The 23091-nt window shown below is 54.5% G+C and carries 20 protein-coding genes and 1 riboswitch; of the genes, 2 read left to right on the top strand and 18 right to left on the bottom strand.

Annotation, left to right across the window (positions count from 1 at the left end; all coding sequences use genetic code 11):
- A partial coding sequence (locus AAC01S_RS13890) for an MFS transporter (RefSeq protein WP_157071182.1) occupies positions 1 to 1157 on the top strand: 1157 nt, incomplete at its 5' end.
- Positions 1158 to 1390: 233 nt separating this feature from the next.
- Here the strand turns inward: AAC01S_RS13890 and AAC01S_RS13885 are convergent.
- From AAC01S_RS13885 to AAC01S_RS19670, 13 genes are all read right to left on the bottom strand, one after another.
- Positions 1391 to 2782, bottom strand: a complete 1392-nt coding sequence (locus AAC01S_RS13885) for a hypothetical protein (RefSeq protein ID WP_067623520.1) — start codon at positions 2780 to 2782, stop codon at positions 1391 to 1393.
- A 25-nt stretch (positions 2783 to 2807) separates the two neighbouring features.
- Entirely contained in the window at positions 2808 to 3866 is a 1059-nt protein-coding gene (locus tag AAC01S_RS13880) for a BtaManbiosPhlase (RefSeq protein ID WP_067623517.1), read from the bottom strand.
- A 66-nt stretch (positions 3867 to 3932) separates the two neighbouring features.
- Entirely contained in the window at positions 3933 to 4883 is a 951-nt protein-coding gene (locus AAC01S_RS13875; RefSeq protein ID WP_083511808.1) for a glycoside hydrolase family 130 protein, read from the bottom strand.
- 63 nt (positions 4884 to 4946) lie between these two features.
- The gene (locus tag AAC01S_RS13870; protein ID WP_067623514.1) at positions 4947 to 5837 is read right to left on the bottom strand and encodes a carbohydrate ABC transporter permease; all 891 of its coding nucleotides are present in this window, start codon (positions 5835 to 5837) and stop codon (positions 4947 to 4949) included.
- Positions 5834 to 6730, bottom strand: coding sequence for a carbohydrate ABC transporter permease (locus AAC01S_RS13865; RefSeq protein ID WP_067623524.1), 897 nt, complete (start codon positions 6728 to 6730; stop codon positions 5834 to 5836). Before AAC01S_RS13865 ends, AAC01S_RS13870 begins: the two co-directional genes overlap by 4 nt.
- Positions 6731 to 6804: 74 nt before the next feature.
- Positions 6805 to 8097, bottom strand: a complete 1293-nt coding sequence (locus AAC01S_RS13860) for an ABC transporter substrate-binding protein (protein WP_067623511.1) — start codon at positions 8095 to 8097, stop codon at positions 6805 to 6807.
- Positions 8098 to 8262: 165 nt separating this feature from the next.
- The gene (locus tag AAC01S_RS13855) at positions 8263 to 9426 is read right to left on the bottom strand and encodes an ROK family transcriptional regulator (RefSeq protein WP_067623509.1); all 1164 of its coding nucleotides are present in this window, start codon (positions 9424 to 9426) and stop codon (positions 8263 to 8265) included.
- A 153-nt stretch (positions 9427 to 9579) separates the two neighbouring features.
- A complete protein-coding gene (locus tag AAC01S_RS13850; protein WP_067623507.1) occupies positions 9580 to 10599 on the bottom strand; it encodes a rod shape-determining protein in 1020 nt (339 codons plus the stop codon).
- Positions 10600 to 10789: 190 nt separating this feature from the next.
- Positions 10790 to 10937: riboswitch (cyclic di-AMP (ydaO/yuaA leader) on the bottom strand.
- A 235-nt stretch (positions 10938 to 11172) separates the two neighbouring features.
- Entirely contained in the window at positions 11173 to 13284 is a 2112-nt protein-coding gene (locus AAC01S_RS13845) for a peptide ABC transporter substrate-binding protein (protein ID WP_067623505.1), read from the bottom strand.
- 464 nt (positions 13285 to 13748) lie between these two features.
- Positions 13749 to 14360: an NAD(P)H:quinone oxidoreductase gene (wrbA, locus tag AAC01S_RS13840; protein ID WP_067623502.1), complete on the bottom strand. Its 612-nt coding sequence runs from the start codon at positions 14358 to 14360 to the stop codon at positions 13749 to 13751.
- A gap of 152 nt (positions 14361 to 14512) precedes the next feature.
- On the bottom strand, positions 14513 to 15109 hold the full coding sequence (locus tag AAC01S_RS13835) for an alpha/beta hydrolase (RefSeq protein WP_067623522.1): 597 nt from the start codon (positions 15107 to 15109) through the stop codon (positions 14513 to 14515).
- A 242-nt stretch (positions 15110 to 15351) separates the two neighbouring features.
- Complete coding sequence (locus AAC01S_RS13830) at positions 15352 to 17205, bottom strand: ABC transporter ATP-binding protein (RefSeq protein WP_067623500.1); 1854 nt, start codon at positions 17203 to 17205, stop codon at positions 15352 to 15354.
- Positions 17206 to 17295: 90 nt separating this feature from the next.
- Positions 17296 to 17694 (bottom strand): hypothetical protein, encoded by a 399-nt coding sequence (locus tag AAC01S_RS19670; protein ID WP_174520856.1) that lies wholly within the window; start codon positions 17692 to 17694, stop codon positions 17296 to 17298.
- Positions 17695 to 17896: 202 nt separating this feature from the next.
- Between AAC01S_RS19670 and AAC01S_RS13820 the strand changes: the two genes are divergently transcribed.
- On the top strand, positions 17897 to 18268 hold the full coding sequence (locus tag AAC01S_RS13820; RefSeq protein WP_067623497.1) for a hypothetical protein: 372 nt from the start codon (positions 17897 to 17899) through the stop codon (positions 18266 to 18268).
- On the opposite strand, the gene AAC01S_RS13815 is transcribed toward AAC01S_RS13820, so the two are convergent.
- The 5 genes from AAC01S_RS13815 to AAC01S_RS13795 are packed head-to-tail and all read right to left on the bottom strand — an operon-like array spanning position 18234 to position 22512.
- Positions 18234 to 19502 carry an alanyl-tRNA editing protein gene (locus tag AAC01S_RS13815; RefSeq protein WP_067623495.1) on the bottom strand — a complete coding sequence of 423 codons (1269 nt, stop codon included), beginning with the start codon at positions 19500 to 19502 and terminating at the stop codon, positions 18234 to 18236. The genes AAC01S_RS13820 and AAC01S_RS13815 overlap by 35 nt on opposite strands.
- A complete protein-coding gene (locus AAC01S_RS13810) occupies positions 19499 to 20737 on the bottom strand; it encodes an MFS transporter (protein ID WP_067623493.1) in 1239 nt (412 codons plus the stop codon). The genes AAC01S_RS13815 and AAC01S_RS13810 overlap by 4 nt, the downstream gene beginning before the upstream one ends.
- A 51-nt stretch (positions 20738 to 20788) precedes the next feature.
- Positions 20789 to 21649, bottom strand: a complete 861-nt coding sequence (locus tag AAC01S_RS13805; RefSeq protein ID WP_067623490.1) for a DUF4097 family beta strand repeat-containing protein — start codon at positions 21647 to 21649, stop codon at positions 20789 to 20791.
- Position 21650: 1 nt separating this feature from the next.
- Complete coding sequence (locus tag AAC01S_RS13800; protein ID WP_067623488.1) at positions 21651 to 22196, bottom strand: DUF1700 domain-containing protein; 546 nt, start codon at positions 22194 to 22196, stop codon at positions 21651 to 21653.
- Positions 22189 to 22512 (bottom strand): PadR family transcriptional regulator, encoded by a 324-nt coding sequence (locus tag AAC01S_RS13795; RefSeq protein ID WP_067623485.1) that lies wholly within the window; start codon positions 22510 to 22512, stop codon positions 22189 to 22191. Before AAC01S_RS13795 ends, AAC01S_RS13800 begins: the two co-directional genes overlap by 8 nt.
- Positions 22513 to 23091: the final 579 nt, after the last annotated feature.

Raw genomic sequence — 23091 nt, 5'->3', positions numbered from 1 at the left:
GAATCGGTTTATTTGGAACGATTTGGGCGTACATCGGACTGCATGAAATTGAACGAGAAAAGACATCCCCCAAGCTGGATATCGCGGGCAACGTAACGCTTGGATTGGGCATTCTCGGAATTATGATTGGGCTCACCTACGGTATCATGCCATACGGCAAACACGCGATGGGGTGGGAAAATCCGTTCGTCATTTGCGCTCTCGTCATCGGGGTTCTCATGTTGATAGCCTTTGTGATTGTCGAGCGGGTTGTGTCAGAACCACTGTTCCATATGGAGCTATTCAAAATTCCAGCCTTTTCACTGGGTAACTTCAGCAACTTCCTAGCAGCTCTCGCGCGAGGCGGCTTGCAATTCATGCTGATTATCTGGCTCCAAGGAATCTGGCTGCCGCTTCACGGCGTGTCGTTTTCCCAAACACCGCTTCTCGCCGGCATCGACACACTGCCGCAAATGGTCGGATTCCTGGCGGCGGGCCCGATCAGCGGTTGGCTGTCTGATCGATTCGGCAGCCGCGCGTTTGCCACGATTGGCATGGTGTTGTCTGCTGTTGGTTTCTACTTGTTAAACACCTTGCCCGTTGATTTTCACTACTTCTTATTTGCTGTCTATCTGGTCGTCGTCGGTGTCGGAATGGGGCTGTTTTCCTCTCCAAACAGTGCCGCCATCATGAACTCGATCCCGGTCAAATATCGCGGTGTCGGTTCAGGCATGCGGGCCACCTTCATGAATGCGGGTCAGATGATGAGCATGGGCGTGTTCTTTTCCATCGTGATCGCAGGCTTGGCGACCAGTTTGCCGAGCGCGGTGGCTTCAGGGCTCACGTCACAAGGACTGCCAGCGGATGTCGTCCAACGCATTGCGTCACTCCCGCCAACAGCGTCCTTGTTCGCTGCTCTGTTGGGCTACAATCCTTTAGCTTCGATGCTGCCTCACCAACTGCTGACAACATTGCCGAAACATACAGTTTCAAATATTACAGGCCATTCGTTCTTTCCAAACTTGATCGGCCCGTCGTTCATGCACGGATTGAGTCTGGCATTTATCATATCCGTCGGTTTGTCCATCGCTTCCGCGATCGCGTCTGCGCTCATTGGGGATAAAGCTGCAGTCGACGCCAACATCGACATGTCCAGGAAGTTTGTGAAGAAAGCCTAATAAATTTCAGCCCTAAGAGGCGAGGCACCTATTGGATGAACGAGTTCCGTTTTGAGGTGCCAAAAGGGAATGACAGATGAAATCATCGCCAAGCGACATGAAGTTTGACAATCAAAATGGCGTGCCAATTGGCACGCCATTGTAAATTGAACTATGGTCATTGATAAATATGTCAGTTCAGACGTTGTCTGTTTCGGTCGCGGATGCCGCAGAGCCCTACCAGACGCAAGGCGTCACGCGCTTGGCAGCCACTTGACAATGAGCGCTTGGTCCGGCTCGATCACAAGGGTGGCATGGCCACTGACACCCTTGTGAAGCAGTGTTCCGGTCGTGAAATCGTAGAGATCGACCGCTCTGTCGCCAATTTCGTCCACAATCTCGACACGTTCGCCGTGCGGGTTGTAGTACAGATAAATCTCGTCGGCCGACGGGTTGAGAAAATCGGTCTTCGTCACGTTCAGGCCAAGGACATACGGATCGGATGTCTGCCGGATGATGGCTCCCCACCACAAAGTCAGTGCGCCGCCGTATATCGACTTTTGTCCGAAGAAGTCGCCTGCAGCGTACGGGGAATGCCCGTCTCGCTCTTTGTGAAGCGCTTCGTAAGGAACTGCGGCGGACAGATCCGGCCTCGCCTGCGATCCCTCCGGCAGTTGGTCGCTGAAGAACATCCGAGCGTTGCATGACGCATGGAGGGCATATTTCCCAATTTCTCTCGCGAGCGATGGCTCATAGCGCACGACCGGAAGCAAATAGGGCAACAGTACCCATGTTTCCAAACTGTAGGCCATGGACGACGCTTCCTCACGGGTATGACCGCGCCAACCGCGCATCAGGCCGTTGATTTCTTCACTGCCCCATTTGCCCTTGTGCAAGCTTCCTTGCGTTGAATCCAGCGCAAAGCCAATCGCCTTTTCCATCGGGAACTTGGATCCCGTAGCGTTCATGCGCGCCGTCGCGAGGCAAGCCATCGCCCCGCTTGGTATTTCGTACCAAGGGTTTTCAGCGAACGATAGATACTTATCAAGACCAATTTCCGCCTCCTTGCGGAAACTGTCTTCGCCGAACATCTCGTAGGCGAACTGCATCAGGAACGCGTAGCCGCCCACGGTATCCGGCTGCCTGAACGCGTCGTTGTCCGTGAAAGGACGACCATGTTCAAAGTCGTATCCTTGATCATCGAAGTTGTAGTCAATCTGATGAGCAAGTTCCCGAAGTCTCACCATGCTTCGATATACGCGATCGACGCTGCCACGATCGTCAGCCAAGGCGAGACGCGTAATGCTGGCCGCCAAAGCGTTGACGTACATCAAGTACCAGTACTCTGAACGCCGATCTCCAATGCGATTCTGATAGATTCCGTAGTCGTCCTGAAAATAGTCGGCGAGCGACGGAAGAAGCGATTCCACATCTTCTCCCCGCAGCAGTTGCCCCAGCGTGATCGCGCCGTAGGTAATCAGTTCTTGCCCTTCTCCTTCCAGGAATGCCGTGAAATGCACATGTCCGTTCGGAAGGCGATGCATGACACCGTTGCTCTCCTGGCGTATATACTCCACGAACCGGTCTGCCTGCGCCTTCCAGTTGATTGGTGCGTGAGCGGGCAGATTGGATACATCTTCAAACATACAAACGCCTCCAATTCATGTGAGGTTACAAGTATGTTAAGGCTCCCAATATTTCAGAGAGCCGAAGTTCAGCGCATGCCATGGATGTATCGGAAACGCCGTAATACAGCTTGACGATATCCCGAGAAACGAGCGCTCCGCAGGAAAATACAACGTCTCCGAAGAATCCTACCCTCTCGTAGTCGGCCTCTGGCACGAGTATCGGTTGCTCGGCGCGGGCCAGCAACTTTGTGGGATCGTTCAAATCCAACAGAATCGCGCCCATGCAATACCGATTGCGCTCGTCCGCGCCGTGATAGAGCTCCAGCCAGCCGCTCGGCGTCTTGATTGGCGGCGCTCCAGCGCCAATCCGCGTGCTGTCCCACTGTCCGGGACGCAACGGCAACAGATGACGATGGTTACCCCAGTGCCGCAGATCCTGTGACTCGGCTATCCAAATTTCTGGACCCCCAACACCCTTTGGAACCGGCCGGTGCAGCGCGTAGTACGTTCCGCCAACGCGCTCCGGAAACAGGACGACGTCCTTATTTTCAGGCGGAAAAATCATTCCCATTCGTTCCACGGACCGAAAATCCCGGGTGACGGCGAGTCCGACGCCGACGCCTGCCGGCGAGATCGCGCTGTACGTAATGTAATACGCACCGTCGATCGCGGTGATACGTGGGTCCTCGACGCCGAATATTTCCAAATTCCCGCTGGGGTAGAGAAACGCGCCGTCGTCGATGTCAAAATGGCGGCCGTCCTTGCTGCGCGCGATTCTCAAGTACGAAATCGAAGTCAAATACGACCATGTGGACTTGCCGCGCTCCTGTACCACTCGCGGATCGCGAAGATCGTAGCGACTGTCCCTGGTGTCGATTGCATGCACCGTGAGTTTCCCTGACTCAACGTCGATCCACGGCACCTTGACCATATTTGGCTCCTCCATGATTGGGCGTTCCGCGACGCGCAACAACATAATGACTTCACCGTCGAGTTCAGTGACCGCAGCGTTGAACGCCCCAATCACCTCAAAGTTTTCGTGTAGAGGACGCACGTCTGCGGGTGTTATCAGAGGATTTTCTTCATAGCGGTATACATTCATCGAATGTTCCTCCTGTTGAAGATTGATCTAACCTTCCGTGTGAAATCGTCCTGATCACGCGGGCACCTATGGACGATAAATGGCGACGCCAATTTTGGAATCCGCCATCCCGTAATAGAGATAGTAGGCGCCCCGATAGGCCACAAGGCCTTCCACGAATACCACATTGTCAACCTGCCCGGTGGTCTCGTCCATCGTGCCTGGAACGAAAAACGGCAATTCGGTGCGTTTCAGTACGCGCGAAGGTTGATCCTTCGACAACAAAATTTGTCCAGCGGAGTACCGCAGTTTTCCATGCTCTGGCGTACCATGCGCGATAATCCGTTGCGCAGCGTTGTATATCAAAAGAATGCCTTCATCTATCAGCACTGGCTGCGGCCCCGGCTCAACCAAGACATGGTCAAACCGTGTTTGGTCGGTAGAGGGCGATATCACCGGATTCGGATCGGGCGTCCAATGAATGAGGTCTTCCGAATACGCGACCCAAATACTCGTATCCCCAAAATACATCACATACTTTCCGTTCACCGGTTGCTGTAGAATGGCGCCGGACTTCGACCACACGGTGTCCAAGCCGCCCGTCCAGGACGGGAACAGGATGCCGTGCTTCGTCCAATGAAACAAATCCGTCGATGTAGCCAAACACAGGTACGCGCTTTTCCCATCGAAAGCCGTGTACGTAAGGTAATACGTGTCGTCAATTTGTGTAATGCGAGGATCCTCGCATCCGCCCGGCAACTCGTACGGCTCCGTGGGAACCAACACAGGATCGGGGTGGCGTTCGAACCGGATCCCATCGTCGCTGACCGCCAGTCCAATTCGCGACGTCCCGTTCCACTTCCCTGCACCGCTGTGATCCTCGGCCCTGTACAGCATGTACACTTTGTCATCCTTGACGACAGCCGTCGGATTGAAGACGTCCTTGGCTTCCCAGGTATCGCCAATTGGCGCCAGAATTGGATTGTTCTCGTGTTTCGCAAAGGGTGCTATGGGAAAGTTGCCGACAGACAAAACCATGCTAGAAGTTCCTCCACTCCGCTTTCGAGTCTCTGTTTCGTATGATCAATTCGTTGAGTCCGATTATCCTTTTGTCCCCGTCATCGTGATCCCCTCGATAAAGTACTTCTGAGCAAGGAAGAAAATCACGAGCATCGGCAACATCACGACAACACTTGCCGCCATAATCAAGTTCCACTCCGTCTTGTACGTGCCCTGAAACTGGGTCAATCCCAACTGAAGCGTGAACTTGCTTGGATCGTTCAGATAGATAAGCGGCGATAGAAAGTCGTTCCACGCCCCCTGAAACGCGAACACGGCCACCGCGACCAAAGCCGGTTTGATGAGCGGCAAGATGATCTCGAAGAAGATTCGCAGACTTCCGGCTCCATCGATCGTCGCCGCTTCCTCCAGCTCCAAAGGGATGGTCATGAGAAATTGCCTCAACAAAAAGACGTAGAATGCCGATCCGAAAAACGCCGGGACGGTTAACGGCAAAATGCTGTTGGTCCAGCCAATGTCATGGAACATAATGAACTGCGGCACGAGCAAGACCTGACTCGGGACCATCATGGTGGTCAACAGGACGATGAACAAGATCCGACGGCCGGGAAATCTGAATCGGGCGAACCCATACGCGACCAGCGAGCACGACAGCACGTTGCCGATGACATTGAGCCCCGCGATAATGATGGTATTCAAGGCGTACCGGGCAAACGGCAAAGTCGTCAAGGCCTGGTAGAAGTTGCCCCACTCCCAGTGCTTTGGCCACCACACCGGCGGATACACGAAAATCTCGTCACTTGTCTTAAAGGCACTGAGCACCAACCAGGCAAACGGGATCAAGAAGCAAATGGACGTTGCAATCAACAGTAAATAGATCACCAAACGGTAGAGCCGGCTTTTCATCCTGGCGTTGCTCCCCGCCAAACCACCGATTCTTGCCGATTGCAGGCGCGCAGACTCCGACCTCATTCCTTTTCACCTCCGTAGTAGACCCACAGTGCGGAACTCTTGAACACCAACAGCGTAAGCAGCAGGACGATGAGGAAAAGAATCCACGCCAACGCACTGGCGTAACCCATGTTCAACTCTGTGAATCCCTGGATGTACAGGTTTAAGGCGTAGAACAAGCCTGCGTTGTTGACGCCCGCGCCTTGACCGCCGTAACCGGAACCCATCACAAACGCCTGGGTGAAGAAACTGAACGCGCCTATGATCCCCATCACCAAATTGAAAAACAGCACGGGCGATATCATGGGCAGCGTCACATACCAAAACTTTTTCCAGAGCGTCGCTCCGTCGATGATCGCAGCTTCGTAGAGACTGACGGGGACATCCTGCAGTCCCGCAAGGAACGTCACCATCCAGGTTCCGACGCCCCAGACGCTCATGACGATGAACGACGGCACGGTCCACTGCGGCGTGATCAACCACTGCGGTTGAGGCAAGTGCAAGACCGCCAAGAATCGATTCAAGATGCCGTACTGCGGATTGAGTATCCAGTTCCACAGAATCGCTGTCGCGACTGGCGGCAATACCGCAGGCAAGTAGAATATGGTCCGAAACATCCTCATGAACTTGGCCTTCTGATTCAACAAAATGGCTAAGACCAGGGCCACCGCCAAATCCAGCGGCACGGAAAAGATAGCGTAATAGAACGTGACATACAGAGACTGCCAAAAATCAGGATCTGTGACTGCGTGAATGTAGTTTTGAAAACCGATAAACTTCGGCGCATTCAACAAGTCATACTGAGTAAATCCAAGAATAAAAGATGCGATAAACGGTCCCAGCGTCAAACAGATGAAACCAATCAGCCAGGGACTGATGTACGCGTATCCGAGCAAGGCTTCCCTTTGCCTCATCTTCAATGCCTATCACCTCGTATTCCCCCCAGCTTTCGCAAACCAGGGGGGACGTTCTCTCCGCGAATCTCCGTTTATTTGATGGCCGCATCGAGATCGCTCTGCGTCTTGCTCGCGATTTGTTCAGGTGTGGATGTCCCCAGCAGCAACGGCTCGTACACGTCGTTCGCCAAGACATTGGCGACATTTTGCATTTTGGTTGGATCCTTCGGTTGCTCATAGACCCGCGCGATTTTCATCGAGGTCAGTATGGGTTGAATTCGATCTTTTGGCGTGTGTCCGCCCGGCGCATCGGATACCTCCAGTTGTTCAAGATTTGCCGCGTACTTCTTCACAGGGGGAACGACTTTCCAGTGATCCGTTGCATCCAATAAGGCCATATAAGCTTGAAAGACCAGATCTTTGTCGACTTTCGTATGGCTGTTGATTGCCATATCGTCAATGCCCAAGTCAGTAACCTGTTTTACGCCCTTCGGCAGCACTTGGACTTTCGCCGTGAAGCCTTGCGCGTCGTAGTTGCCGTCAGCTGCGCCACCCATGAACATGGCAACCTTCCCTTGGCGGAACAAATCCTCGATGTTGACATTGGTCAACTCAGCCTGCGTCGGAACCAGTTTGTCCTTGACCAACGTCTGGAGAAATGTCAACGCTTGGACGGTCTGGGGAGAATCGAATGTGCTCTTCGTCATGGTGCTGTTCCACAGATCTCCGCCAAACGACCAGATGAAGTCATACACTGGCGGCCACCCGTTTGCCAAGAGAAATCCGTATGCCCCCGTCTTTTGCTTGATAGCCTGGCAATCTTTCAAAAAATCTTGCCAGGTCCAATTGGCCGTTGGTTCAGGAAGTCCGGCTTCTTTGAACAGCTTCGGATTGTAGTACATCACGGTCGGCTGGCCAATCCACGGCAAAGCATAGTACGATCCGTCGTACTTGTCGTTCTGCAACGTACTCGGATAATACGCGCTCGTATTGGCAACCAGATCCTTGTCCTTATACTTCTTTAAATACGGATCGAGATTGAGAATCGCACCGTCCTGCGCGTAGGTGGACGCTTCCCCGTCCGTCAGATAGAACATGTCGGGCGCGGTGCCCGCGGCCAGCTCCGTCTTGAGCTTCTGATCGTAATTCGATGGCACGTTGACGTCCTTGATCTGAAATACACCTTTGTGCTGAGCGTTGATTTTATTGATGATCTGTTGCAATTGAGCCTGCTCTTGCGCACCGTCCCAGGTCCCGACTGTAATGGTGACAGGTCCCTGTTTGGAACCGCCGCTGCTGCCGCTGTTTTGATTTCCACATGCTGTCGTCGAAACAAACAGCAATCCACAAAGTCCGAGAGCCGCATATTTCGGTAACGCTTTCATCTGACCAATCTCCTCTCGTAAAGAACACCATAAATCGCTTGACTCAGTCTGTTTCTCGAGTCCCTCTCGTTTGGCTCGCAGGCAGTCACCCCCTTTAAACGTTGGACGCTCTGTGTTCCGGGCGTATCTGAATGCGTTTACAGCGCGATCGTCACTCGACCGACCTCACGGATGGGCCACCAACTGCGTGTGATCGAACAAACTCTGGAGTACGAGCGTGGCAGCCCCAACCGCCACCGCGTTCATCCCGAAGGACGTTGGTAAAATCTCAAAGTGTCCGTCGCCGCAAATCTCTCGAACGCCCATGATCACCGAGTCGGTCATAAATGAATCGGCCAACAGCATGCGGCCGCCGAGGATGACCATGCCCGGATCGAGAACTTGGACCAAGTTCGAAATGCCCACGCTCAAGTACTCAAAAAAGCGATGCAGCACATCCGCATCCGGATTGAGCTGCCGTTTGGCGTTCGCGATCACGGTATCGAACGATTCCCCGTCCGCCCTCGAACGTCCGGCTCGAATGGCGCGATCGATGTTGTAGATGGATACCGCGGTGTTCAGGCAGCCACGCCTCCCGCAGATGCACGTCTCCCCGTGGATATCGACGATGGTGTGGCTGAATTCGCCGGTCGTGCTGTTTGAGCCGCTGTAAATCTTCCCATCGATCACGACACCCGCTCCGACGCCAGCGTCCGCGAGAATGAAGATGCTGTGCCGCTTGTCGAGACCTTTGCCAAACCACGTCTCGCCGAGCGCGGCTGCATTGGCGTCATTCTCAATCCACGCCTGCAAATGCAGACCATTGCCGATTTGCTGCACGATTTCCGCGCCATGCCACGCCTCCGGTAGATCGCTCGGGTAGAGAATTCGACCGCCAGGCGCATCCACCGTGCCTGGAGCCGCGACGCCCACGCCCAAGATCCGGGATTTGTCGACGCCGTATGTCTCTATGAAATTTTGCAGGTACGCGATCAAGTGATTGGGCCCGTCCAATTCGTGGATGTCGATGGATGTTTCCGCTTCCACTTCGGCAACCAGATTGACATAGACCACTCTGGCTTCCTGACGTCCGATTTCCACCCCAATGGCTCCGGCTCCGCCAGCACAGATTTCCAGCATTTCCGGAGGCCTGCCGCCACTTGAATCAGCGACGCCGATGGATCGAACCCATCCATGCTCCAACAACGTCTCGACCGCGCGAGAGACGGTCGGCAAGGTCAAATTCGTTTGCCTTTGCAAAGCCACGCGCGATATCGGTCCCTTGAGCCGAATCGTGTTGAAAATCCGCCGTTCGTTCAACTGCCTCAACAGCTCCGGATTCCCTTTCATAGGCACCTCCGACTTACTAACTAACTGTTATTTAATAATGAGCGACATAGATTGTCAAGGTTCGACAAGGATTTCTTCATCCTCGGACCCTTGACGTCACTATGTTGGCTATCCTCGTAATGGCCAAATGGAGTAAAATGTATCGTCGAACGTTTAGTGCCCGTCTTGAGCACCTTGGGAAGGTGCCACCAACTTCCGGAAATACGATCCGGAAGTGCGGTTGTTCTGGATCCAACGCGATCGCAGAAGACCTTTGACCACACAGAGTTCCGGTTCATCTGGAATGACGACAGGGATATTCAGGCGTGACACCAACTTGCCTTCAATCTGGCTCATCCGCGCGCCCCCGCCGACCAGCACCACGCCCCGCTCGACCACGTCGCCGGCCAATTCCGGCGGGCACGAAGACAAGGCCTGCCCAATGAGATCGACAATAGAATCGCAGTACGCGTCAATTTCTTCTTCTATCATCTTACGCGGAACGAACAACGCGTCGGGGAGTCCGGTACGCAGGTTTCTTCCACGGACTTCCGCCCCGGGCGATTCCAAGTCTCTGCACATCTCATGCTTGAGTTCTTCAACGGTTCTAGAACCAATGTGGAAGGCGTGCTCCTTCTTTGCACGTTCTACGATAGCCTGGTCGATCATGCTTCCACCACGCCGCATGCGATGGCTCGACACGACACCGCGCATGGAAAGGAGGGAAGCCTCGGTCACCCCGGCACCTAAATTCACGACAAGGCACCCCGTCGGACTTTCGATGGGCAGATTGGCAGCCACCGCGGCTGCGACCGTCGCGTTCAGGAGCTGCACACGATTCGCGCCAGCCGATTTCCCAGCTTCCTCGAGAGCCCGCTCCTCCACTTTGGTGAGACCCGAGGGAATGGCCAATGTCAACTCGAACTTTCGGGAAACACGCCTTGGCGTCAAGGTTCTGACGCAGTGCTTAAGAATTTCGATCACCGAATCCATATGCTGTATACAGCCGCCGTCTATAGGCTTGATCAATTCTATGATATCGGGATTTCGTCCGAGCATCTTGTGAGCTTCAACCCCAATGATCGTCTGACCCCATTTTTCATACGCAACGACGCACGGTTCATGCAATACGTTCTCGCTCCCAATCACGCCTGCGTAGAAATTCGATGTACCCAAATCCGCAACAAGATGCATCGGTTCATGCACTCCTTTAGTATGTCTGAAACATGGCGAGACAGCGAAACACATGACCTGTGACGGCACAATTGCGGCCACGATCATGCAAAGGCACATGTTTGACTGGTGACGTTGTTCGTGCAGGACACCGGTCCCATACACTACCTATGGTCTGGAATCAAAGTGAAGAATGCCAAAGGTGTAACAGCATTCCTACAGTATTCGCTTACGAGGTTAGCTGACGGATTCGGCGACATAGCGCCTATAACAGGTCTGCGAGCGCAGCTTGTTAATTCACCCCGATAAGTTGGTTCCCCCGTTTTCGTGGACCCGCCATGCATGAGCGACTGCCTTTGCAAACCGCCGATTCCACGAAATTCAGCCATTCCTGAGTGTGCTGGAAGATATAGCGCCTTTATAGATTCGATTGCTTTCTCTAGTATTTGGGGGCACACCGAAAGATTGAAACATGATAGATCCCATGTACTGGTAATAGTGCGCAAAAAAGGATGTGCAAGAAAAAACCGCCCTGCTCAGCCTGTCAAGCTGACGCAGGGCGGTCCTAAGTCGTCCTTCGTCGAAGTCAACCGCTCACTTTGTCGAAAGGTATTGCAATTGATAGAAATTGCTCCAGGACCACGGGTTTGGCTGCGCACCGGTCACGTTCGAACGTTCCAGGTAGTAGGTCTTGCCGTAATACAAGGGAATGGTGTAGCCCTGTTGAATCAATTGCGTCATCAGCTTCGCGGCGAGTGGAGCCGACGAGAACATGTCTGGGCTGTTCTGGTACTCAGCTTGCCACATGCGCCAATTTCGCACATCAGTGGACTCATTCTTGTCCCAGTACACCTGAACGTCCAAACTGCTCGTATTGATACCGCCAGAGGATTCACCCTGAGAGTACGGAGCCACGAATTCCCACGCCGTCACGTACGCCGCGTGTTTCTCTGCCGGCGTCTTCGCTGTCTTCCACGAATTTACGATTTGCGTCCACTGCTGATTGAGCGTCGGAACGCCGGGCGGCCGAAGAATGCTCTGCCACTTCGCAGGCTGCTGCGAAACCCACTTGTTGATATACGCAATGTCCGATTGCGCGGCTTTCAAGAGCGGCGCCCACTGACTCCACTTGACGCCCTCACTCTTATCGTTCGGATCGCCGTATTTTTTGATGGAAGCGGGATCGAACGGCGTATTGTACCAAGGATACACGTGTTGAACGAATGCCGTCGACGCACCGTAGTCACCCGGCCAATAGATCCCTTGATCTCCGCCAAGATTCAACGAAGATGGATCCAAATTGTTGACTCCGCTTGTCGCCACGTTGAAGCCAGGTTTGATATTCTTCATCGGACCGCCGTAGGTGACATTTCCATAGTCCGTCTGGTTCAACTGAACGATCTTGGTCTGAATGCCCAAGTTTTTCTGCAATTCTTCCGAAACGGCCTCCGCAACAGAGACAGACTGCGGATTGACGCTCGGTACTTCCGCGTAGAGATACACAGTCGGCAAGCCCTTGCCATTTGGATAGCCAGCCTGCTTCAACAACGCCTGAGCCTTGGCGATGTTGGTGGACAGACCTTTTTCGTACTTCGCTGTCGGCCATCCCGGTGTCGAGAACGTGTCGGTCACACCACCCATCCCGCTCAACACGGATTGCACGATGGGTTGCCGCTCGATGGCCATTTCAATCGCCTGTCGCACCGCAACCTTGTTAAGCGGAGAAGGATCCTCCGAGTTGTCATATTGAAGGTACGTGATTCCGTACTGCGGGGCCGAGTGAAGTTGGCTCTTCAACGTCGCGTGCGTATTCACATATTGCAAGTCCGATGTCGACGAGATCTGCGCCACATCGACCTTGCCCGCCTCAAAATCCTCTACCGGCACACTTGTGCCTGGCACGAACTCGATTTCTTTCGCGTTTCCCACGTTCACTTCGCCCGCGTGTCCTACATACTTCGGGTTGCGAACAAGCACGACCGTTCCGTTCGTGGTAAACGATTTCACGGTATACGGCGCGTCACTCACAAAATACGGCGGCAAGAACCAATTGCTCGGGTGAGCTTTGGCCACCTGTTCGTTGATAGGCATCGATCCGGCTTGCGCAAGATCACCCAGTATATAGTGCGGCACAGCCGTCGTGATTTGCAGCGTGTACTTATTAATGACCTTCAACCCGACCGCGCTGGCAGGAACAGACCCTGCATGATACGCGTACGAGTTTTTCACGTCGTTCAACACGCTGAGCCAGAGTTGTCCACCCGTGTTGCTAGGCGCAAGTTGTCTCATGTACGCGTAGTAAAAATCCTCCGCCGTAACCGGTTGGCCGTTGGACCATTTGGCATCTTTCCGCAGGGTGAAAGTCCATGTCCGCCCGCCATTGGAAAGCTTGTAGCCCGTCGCGATCTTCGGGACAATTTGATTTTTCTGGTTGTAGCCATAGAGCCCTTCCATGATGGTGCCCTGATCAATCAGGATCTGCGCGCCCCACTGTCCTGGGTCCAGGGTGCTCATGCTGTTTCCCGCGGGTCCAGCGACGATCACGGTTCCGCTCGAAGCTGTCGTACTCGCTGCGCCCGTCGCGTCGTTGGCGGCCGTGGTGTTTGTCGGTGAAGGAGTAATCGATTGATCGCAGCCGATTACAACCCCTGCAGCAGCCGTAGCAACCGCAGTCAAGACTGCCAGTCGCTTTTTCATGGTAGCCATCGTTCACAACCCCCCAAATACTTTCTCCATGCATCTGCTTTTGTCAAAGAACAGATAGAAGTAGTATGATAGCGTTTACATCCAGGACAGAAAGCCACCTGGGACGACTTCTCCCTGCACTTTGCACATCTGAGCTCAACTAAGAGTATAATTGCACGCTGAGAATCCAAATGGCATTATCATGACGCAAAATGGTACAATTTTGACCTATTGACCGTTGTGATCTCATAAATCTTGGCGATCGTGCGACATCGTGGCAGAAACCGCAGATATCGCTTGAACTCAGCTTTTGGCTGAAAAAGTAGCAGCCGATCCGCCTGCGGATCGGCTGCTTTTATTGGTGAGTGGCGGATGGAGGCGGCGGAGGCAAATAAGCGGGCCGGGGACGCCTATTTGGCCGCATGCCTTGGGCCGCGGCCCGCGCGCCTCCTCCACTGCCAAACGCTCGGTGAATGGGACGGCTGTTACGCCTGCCCCTTCTTCAACCAGCCAGCGATGGTGACCACGCGCTTTGCCTGGTGCTGGATGGCGGCGATGGCAGCGTCGTCAATCGTGCCGCCCTCGACGGCTGTAACGCTCGTCCCATACGGATTGCCACCGGCGCCGAACAACACTTGATCAGTGTACCCAGGCGCAACGACGATAGCTCCCCAGTGGTACATGCTTGTGTACAGAGAAAGGATGGTTGCTTCCTGTCCTCCATGGGGATTTTGGGCGCTGGACATAGCACTGACCACTTTGTTGACCGTTTTTCCTTGTGCCCAAAGACCGCCCATGGTGTCAAGGAATTGTTTGAATTGAGACGGAACATTTCCGAAACGTGTCGGCACACTGAAAATAATGGCGTCCGCCCACTCGAGATCTGCCGCTGTTGCGGTTGGAACATCCCGTGTCGACTCGTAATGAGCTTTCCATCCTGCATTCGCCGCGATGGCTTCTTCTGGAGCCAATTCAGGCACCTTCAGGACTTTGACTTCAGCGCCAGCTTCCTTTGCTGCAGCCGCAGCTGTCTCGGCCATTTTGTGATTGGTGCCTGTCGAGCTGTAATAGACCACCGCAAGTTTTACATTAGACATGGATCTCGTCTCCCTCGTTGGCCGAATGGCCCAATATGTTTTGAAAGCGAATGACTGTTCTGCCAACTACGTTATTGACAGAATGCGTCCTGATCATGCATCGATAGCAAGGCCGTGTTTTGGACAGATGTCTGCATGCTGTCACGACCCGGTTACAGTGCAAACTGTTGCATCCACGCTTGCGCGATCGCGATCTGTGGATTCGTCAGTCCATGGCCGGCATCTTGCCACTTCAACGTAACATCGGCGCCAGCTTGTCCAAACAAATCCGCGAGTTTCTCCGTGTTGTGCGATGGTATCAAAGGGTCCTGCCTGCCAGACAACATCAGCACCCGTTTGTCAGTCAAATCGGGCAGCACCTTCGGCTGCAGGGGCACCATCGCCCTCAACAACACGGCGGCCGACAGAACGGTTGGTTCTAGAAACAGCAGACTAGCCGCAATGTTCGCTCCATTGGAATAGCCGACGGCGATGATACGCTTCGGGTTCAACGCGTACGTTTGAACGGCTTCTTCCACAAATCTCGCGAGTTCATGCGTGCGAAGAATGAGATCTTCCTCATCGAACACGCCTTCTGCCAATCTTCGAAAGAAACGGGGCATACCGCCTTCCAAAACTTTACCTCGCACGCCCAACAAAGCGGCATCCGGGAATAGGAACTGGCCTAACGGAAGCAGATCTTCTTCATTTCCGCCGGTGCCGTGGAGAAGCAACAGTGTCACATCGTTCACTCCGGTTGGCGAAGGCATGTATTTGTGGATGAAATCCAAGACGATTACCTCGCTATCCTATGTGCATGGGCGATTTCCGTTCCCAGGCTAGTTTCCATCTGTCACGCCAGTCGCATACGCCGCTCTGGTCAATTCCATTTGACGATAGCAGCACACCACCTTGTAATATACTTTGTTTTCGTAAGCGAACAAGATAGATGATATGTTATTAACTTACCTTTTGTCAATTGCTTTGTTGGATCACGATCGGGACCGTCGCGTCAGCCCCCTTGTACAGCAAACTGAGCCTCGTACAACTCTTTGTACAGATCGCTTGTCTCAAGCAACGCATGATGCTTGCCCTCCGCAACGATTCTGCCGTGATTCAGCACGACGATCTTATCTGCGGTAAGCACGGTCGAAAGCCGATGGGCAATGACAATCGCAGTCCGTCCTTGCATCAGAACGGCCAATGCCTCCTGAATCTGTCGTTCAACCAACGTGTCAAGCGCACTGGTCGCTTCGTCGAGCAGCACGATGCGCGGCGCGCGCAACAGAACTCGGGCAATCGCGAGACGTTGGCGTTCTCCGCCAGACAGCCGATATCCCCTCTCTCCGACTACCGTGTCGTACGCCTCCGGCAAGCTCGCAATCATGTCATGAATTTGCGCTGCCCGACATGCTTGCTCGATCTCGTCGCGCGTCGCCACAGGTTTCGCGAACAGCAGATTGTTGTAGATGGTGTCGTGGAAAAAGAACGGATCTTGCGGCACCAGTCCCATCTGTCCGCGCAACGAGGACAGTGTCAGCGATTTGCTGTCGTAGTCGTCGATCACGATGCGTCCCGAGTGCGGATCGGAAAATCGAGGGATGAGGTTGAGCAAGGTCGTCTTGCCAGCGCCGCTTGGTCCTACGAGAGCGACCATTTGTCCTGGAGCGATATCCAACTGAATATCCTTGAGAATTTCAATAGGCGTATTGTCTTCGCGTTTTCGATAGGCGAACGAGACATGCTCCACGCGAATGCGTCCCTCGACGCTGCCGTCAGGAATCGTGATGGGGCCGTCCTGAACTTCCGGCTCGACATCAAGCACGGCGAAGATTCGCCGAAACAACGCGATGGACGACAGTAGATTCACCTGGAGCTGCGCGAGTTGGCTCAACGGACTGTACAGGCGTCCGAGCAATGCCGTGAACGCCACAATCGTGCCAAGCCCCATCTGATGGTGGATGGCCAGCCATCCGCCATACGCCCACAACAACGCCGGCCCGATGGATGAGAACATGCCAATCCACATAAACAACCAGCGTCCAACGAGGGTCTGCCTCACCTGAAGGTTGCGCAAATCCTGATTCACTTCGCTGAATTTCGCAATTTCATCGGTCTCGCGGCTGAAGATGCGCGTCAACATGGCGCCGCTCACGCCGAACTGTTCACTCAACTGTACGGTCAAAGCCGACAATTTCTGCTGAATTTGTCCTTGAAGCGTTTGCCGGATGCCGCCGACTCGCTGCGTTGGAAGCACGAATCCAGGAACGACGATCAACGACAAGACCGTCATTTTCCAGTTCATTTCGAACATCAGGGCAAGTGTCGTCACGATGGCCAAAACGTTGCTCGCGAAGCCCATCATGGTCGACGTGATGACGTTTTGGATGGCTGTGACATCATTCATCACGCGAGAAACGAGATCGCCAGCCTGCCGAGAGGCAAAGAAGCTGACCGTTTGACGCTGGATGTGCTTGAACAGAGTCAAGCGATAATCCGCCATGACATCCTGCGCGACCGAGTTGCTAAGCCAAGTTTGCGCCACCCCGAGCAGCCCCGTAACGAGCGCGATGCCAATTAGCGAAGCGGTCAGTTCCATCACAACCGACACTTTGCCTTTCAGGATTCCCTCGTCAATGATCCGCTGCGTCAACCACGCTGGCAGCGTGCCGCCCGCCGATGTGGCCAACAACAGGATCGACACGACGAGGGCCTTGCGCCAATATGGAAAAAACGCGGCGCTTGCCCGCCGCACGATGTTCCAATCGAAATGCTCCTGCTTGGCGAGTTCTCGCATCTCCCAGTGGTGCCTGCCGCCACCGCCACCGCCGCCACGCCCGCCGAATCCGGCTCCAGGCATACCCATAGACCATCCACCCTTATTTCATGTGCTATTTGTCAGATATGAAGCCCATCGTGCGGTTCATCGTACGGTTAATCACGTCCCGAACCCGGATCACGATTCTTGAGAAGCGTCTCCGTCCATCGCATCCAACGAGGCTCCGTCCATCGCATCCGGCGATGATCGACGATCTGTATCGTCAGCACCCGACGCATCGCCCTGCGCATCGTCTCGGCCAGCAGCCGTCGCCTCATACAATTCAAACAATTCAATGAACTCATTCCGAACCAGTTCAATGGCTTTCAGTTCCCCGCTGATGACGGGGTGTATGGACGCAAGTTCGCGTTGAGCCAATTGTTGGCTGAGCGTCGCGCGTTTGATATCCAACCTCTGCAGAAATTCCAGTGCCCGACCGCGGCGAAACGTCTGGGCGCCGCCGTGTTTGGGATGTCCGCCGCGACCGTCCCCGCACTTCATGTGTCGATTACGGCCGCCATGTTCTCCATGTCTCACGAAAATCAGCCTCCGCATGCCAATGTATCGAGCTTTCACACAACCCTTTCACGACCCATTGCGCAAAACCCTCGTGCAACACAAACGTATACATATGAATACAAGTTGTCAATACAGATGAGTTATGGTGGAAGCATGAAGGAGCACAGATTGGCTGGATACCGTTTGCCAAATGTGTCCATCCTACGTTTGGGTGAGAACAATGCGACTGGAAGTACAGCAATCGATTATGGCGAAGGCGTTTCGCGACAACAAATCCCCGTTCGAGCGTGAGAATGAGACGTTCCGGTGGTCGGGATCGACCAGAGTCAAAAGCAAAAACACAGGTATGACCTACGACGTGGAAGTCATCCTGCACCTGAAGACCCAGCCTCGCCTCGCAGAACAGATGTCCGCGTGTCTAGTCAAAGAAGAAGGTGTTCGGATCGAGGATTTGTTCATTGCGGCCATGCTCGATCCGAAGCTCGACGGCTCCATCGCCATGAATGGCTTGCCTAAGGACAACATCGAAAAAAATCTGGGGAAGTTCGTCAAGAAGCTCAATGAAGCTCGCGAGAAAACGAAGGAAGATTAGCACGCAGGCACGATGCCAAACTGTCCGCCGCTTCCTTGACTGCCACGGGCGCAGAGCCCTGCGCGGCCACTGCGGTGCCGCCGCCTTTTCCGTTGAGGGGCGGCAGCGCAGCTTGAATGAGTTGGTTGGCTGCCACTGGCGCATTCTCCGCGGCTTGAATGACCACGTGTGCGCGTCCCATCCATCCTCCGACGAAAACGACTATGTATGGAGCGTTTGGATGTGCATCTGCGATCCATGTCACCGAAGAGGAGGCCAAGCGCTTCAATTCGTGGACCTCGTCGAGATCGGGGATCTCGGCGACGAGGACGCATGTGCTATCGATGGTCTGAAGCTGGGTGTTGACGTAATCGCGAGCGAGCAAACCGCTGTACTGGCCGCGAAGCGCTTCGTACTTCCGCTTGCTTTCCTTGAACTGTTCCTGCAGAGAAGTTACCGCGAGAGGTACATCGTCTGGCCCGACGGACAATCCGTTCGCGAGGCCGCGAAGCGTATCGATTGCTTGTTTCGCGGTCGACAGGGCCCGCCCTCCGCACACGAAGACAACCCGAGTTCCACCGTGCATGCGCTCCGTTCTTGTGATCAGAATCTGTCCAACCTGACCAGTGGACGCTGGGTGGGTACCGCCGCAAGCGTTGTCCTCCAGCCCTTCGATGGTGACGATCCGGATGTCTTCCTTCACACTCGGCGCCTTCCGCAGCTTCATCGTGGACAGCTCGTCCTCCGTCACAAACCGCGCCCGCACGGGTACATCGCGCCAAATCCATTCGTTGGCCCGCCGCATGACAAGCAGAACGGCGTCGTCTGTCAGGTCTTTGTCGAGATCGATGCTGGAATAGGTATCGCCCATGTGAAAACTCGACGTCTTGGCGCCAAGTGCTTGCTCAAAACAGGCCGACAGAATGTGCTGTCCGCAGTGCTGCTGCATGAAGTCGAACCGTCGGGACCAATCGATGCGTCCAGTCACAGCTTGTCCGACTGACAGGCTGCCCGCCAGCCTGTGCCACACCTGGCCTTCCTCCACCTGGACCTCCGTCACTCGAACGGCTTCGGAGCCGCCTTCGATGAAAAGGACCCCCGTATCGTACGGCTGTCCGCCTGATGTGGGATAAAAAGCGGATTCCCTGAGCCGAACCCACGTATCGCCCTCATCCTCTTTGACGTCGATCACGATGGAGACAAATTCCTTCAGATAGCTGTCCGAATAGTAGAGCCGCTCCGCTTGAACACTCATGTCGAACCCTCCGATTTCCGATATGCCTTATTCGCAACGATGCAACACACCAACCCGAACGCGGCCATGCACACCGCAATGGTCAAAAGCATCGCTCGCATGCCGTACGCGTCCAGCACTTGGCCGGATAGCATGGGCCCAAGCCCGCTGCCAAAGAACAAGGAAAAGGCGAACAGCGAAATCGCTGTGGCGCGGCCGTTGGGTAGGAGATCGGTGGCATAGGTCTGCAGCGTGGAGTGGCAATAGCTAAATCCAAACCCCAGCAGGATCAGTCCCAGTGTCAGCCCAATGAGACTGTGCACGCCCCAGACGGCGAGAAAGCCAAGCGTCATCAAACCAGCGCCAAAGATGGGCATGCGCGGCGTTCCAATGCGATTCAGCACGGCGGTGATGGTGCGGCTGCCGAGAAACGCCCCGAGACTGTAGGTGGCTGTGAGCAATCCAATCGTCAAATACGACGCGTGCAGCATGGTCACGCCGTAGACCCCAAGGAACGTGAAGCCGCCGTAAAACACCAGTCCTTCGCAGAGCACCAGACTATACACCAACCACGCTCGCCTGCTGTGCAACAGCGTCTGATATCGAGATTTGAGTGAAAGCGCCGACATGGCTTTAGTCGCTTGCGCTGAGACCGCGGTCGACTCTGATGGTTCCAGACCGACAGCCTCGGCCTTTGCGCTTGCGCGCTGTTTCGCCATCGTGAAGATGGTGGGAAGCGCTGCGACGCCAAGGATGAAAAAGAGTACGCGGTAACTGACATACTGCGCCACAATGCCGCCGATCACGATTCCCATCGCCTGCCCCGTGGTCGAAAAGGACATGAAAAAGGCGATGGCGCGAGGGCGCTCGGCGAGATCGAACATGTCTCCAATCTGGGCCAACGTCGTCGGGATAATACCTGCGGCAAACATCCCGGTGATCACGCGAAGAATGAGCAGTGATGCAAACGTGTGGACCGCACCGCAAATGACCGTTCCTATCGCGAATAAACATAGTGAAGCGAGAATGGTGGTAACTTTTCCGATTCGATCCGCGATGGGACCGTAAATCAATTGAAACAATCCATATGGGATGGAGTAGGCGGTCACCAACAGTCCGGCTGTCGAAGTGGAGGTGTGCAACGCCATCGCGATGGCCGGCAACATCGGCGAGATGGCTCGATTGTCCGCGTTGACGAGAAATCCGCCCAAGCCCAGAGCCCACAACTGACTGCGATTTGTCTGTCGTTTCGTCATGCCGTCCCTGACTTTCTCACTGATGAACTCACCGAAACGGTGCCAGAACGCCTACGACTGATTCACTGTGATGGAGCCGTTCGACGTCACAAGTTCAACCGTACGCGAACCTGTACCCAGTCTGCAAGTTCCCTGACCAACCCCGGCGTTGTTCCAGCCCACGTTGCCATTCAGTGACGCGTTGGATGTGGAGGCCTGGATGACGGCATTGGTGGATCTCGGCACCGTGATCGAAATCCCAGCATTCGATGTCCGCAAACTCCAGTCGCCTCCGATGGGAGATGTGCCATAGATTTCACCGTTGCTGTCGCTGGCTGTGACGGGGCCCAGCACGTTGTCCAGGTTGACAGAGCCGTTCGAAGTGACCAAGTTGGCTGTCCCTCCGATGTCCGATACAACAATATCGGCGTTGGATGTCTGCACCGTGCCGTTGTGCGACAGGGAACGCAACTGAACATCCGCGTTTGTCGTGGTCACCTGAACGGATTCACCCTTTGGCACAACCACATGAAGATAGGGAGCTTGCCCAGACCAGTCGCCCCCAAAGGCTGTGGACAAAGGCTGCTTCAACGTCAGGTGGAGCGTGTTGCCGACGACCTTGGTGCTCCACTCGGATTGAACCGCTTGATGAGGATTGTTCTGCCCTTCGTGACCCGGCACTCGGATTTCTCCGGTATACGTCACTGTCTCTCCCGTCGATCCCGTCACCGTCACAGATGTATCCGCTGTATTCACGACGACGTTGGTGATGGAATGCTGTACAGGAATCCGTCCATGGATGCCTGTCATATAGCTGGCTGTGGATTGTACGACACGGCCGTCCACGATATTCACCGTCGGACGCTCAATCGCAACGCCAACGCAACCAATCACAATCAAGGAAAGTGCCAGCCAGACGAGTTTATTGGTCATGTCACACACCTCTCTTTGCAAGATGAAGATTGAACCGCAAATACCGAATGACCCACTCGGCAAACAGCTTCTTGATGAACCAGGACTCGCCCAAAACACCGAGGATACCAACGCCCAACGTGATGCAGGAGAGAAATATCACACCAATGCTGACTCCCTGCGTCACGCCATAGACAGCGACGACAGGGGAAAGAATCAGCAGCCACGATATCACGTACACGACGCCAAACATCACCAGAAAGACAAGAAATGGCGGCAGTAGAATCACGAAGTTGAGAAAGCTTAGTCCAATGCCCGAGAAGATCGCTCGAAGCAGCGCCGCAACGCTCTTCGTGCGTGATGCCACACCAACGTGGTACTCTGCGATAATGGCCTTCGCAATCGTCGACGGATCGCCGAGGTCCCGAAACAACTCGCTGTCCGACTTGCCGGACTCCCGGGCGATCCGAATGTGCTCCGCATAGTCGGCGAGAATGTCGTCCCGCTCCTCCTGAGGCAGTGATTTCAACAACCGATTGAGCTGCTTGATGAACACCTGGTCAGTCACCTCTCAAACCCTCCTCAATGATCCTCGCCACGCTTTGCGCAAACTCCCGCCACTCCGCCACGAGTTCGTCGGCGTATCGCCTTCCTTGCTCAGTGAGGCGGTAGTACTTGCGTGGAGGACCCTCTCTGGACTCGACCAGGTACGTCGAAAAATACCCCTCCTTCGTGAGCCGTCGCAGCAAAGGGTAAATCGTCCCTTCCGCAATCTCGAACTTTTCTGATATCGAACTCACCAACTCGTACCCGTAACGGTCCTGGTGGATGGCAAGAACCAAAACGCACAACTCCAAAATACCTTTCTTAAACTGAACATTCACAAGCTGGACCACCTCGGAGGCAACCTGAACAAACCCATATACTGAATCAGCTTTCAATCAGTACCTTGTAATGTATTGTACTACATTGTTATATATCCGCAACAAGTAATTGTAAGAGACTGTCGCTCAATTGAGTGCATGTGCGTGCATGAGTGTCCGCTGGACCTGCCGAGCGTTGTGGACTGAGGTTACGGCAAATGGAGATAAGTGCACGGAAGCCTCTTCGACGATGGGCACCGACGTTGTGAACTGAGGTTACGGCAAATGGAGATGCGTCAAAGAGGCGGAACCTGAGGAGAGCCCCTTTCGGGCCCTGAATCTCCGTGGTATCGATTGTAGGAGTTCACGGAGTTCAAGGAATCTAATCGGAAGAAATTCGTCGCCAGTGAGGCCGAAATTGGCCGAGATAGGTTCTGAGAACACGGGATACGCTCAAAGCGACAAGCCGATTTTTGCAACCTAGTTCATCAACAACCAGTCAGCGACGCCGACCGTTTCGCGGAATAAGCCGCCCCAGGCCGCCTATTTGCCCGGCGGTCAGCGCCCGGCAGCGCGATCGCGCCGAGCAACTCGGCCTGT

The sequence above is a fragment of the Alicyclobacillus acidiphilus NBRC 100859 genome (assembly GCF_001544355.1).
GTDB lineage: Bacteria > Bacillota > Bacilli > Alicyclobacillales > Alicyclobacillaceae > Alicyclobacillus > Alicyclobacillus acidiphilus.
Note: the sequence above shows the minus strand (reverse complement) of the source record. Positions and strands in the feature narration are given on the sequence as shown.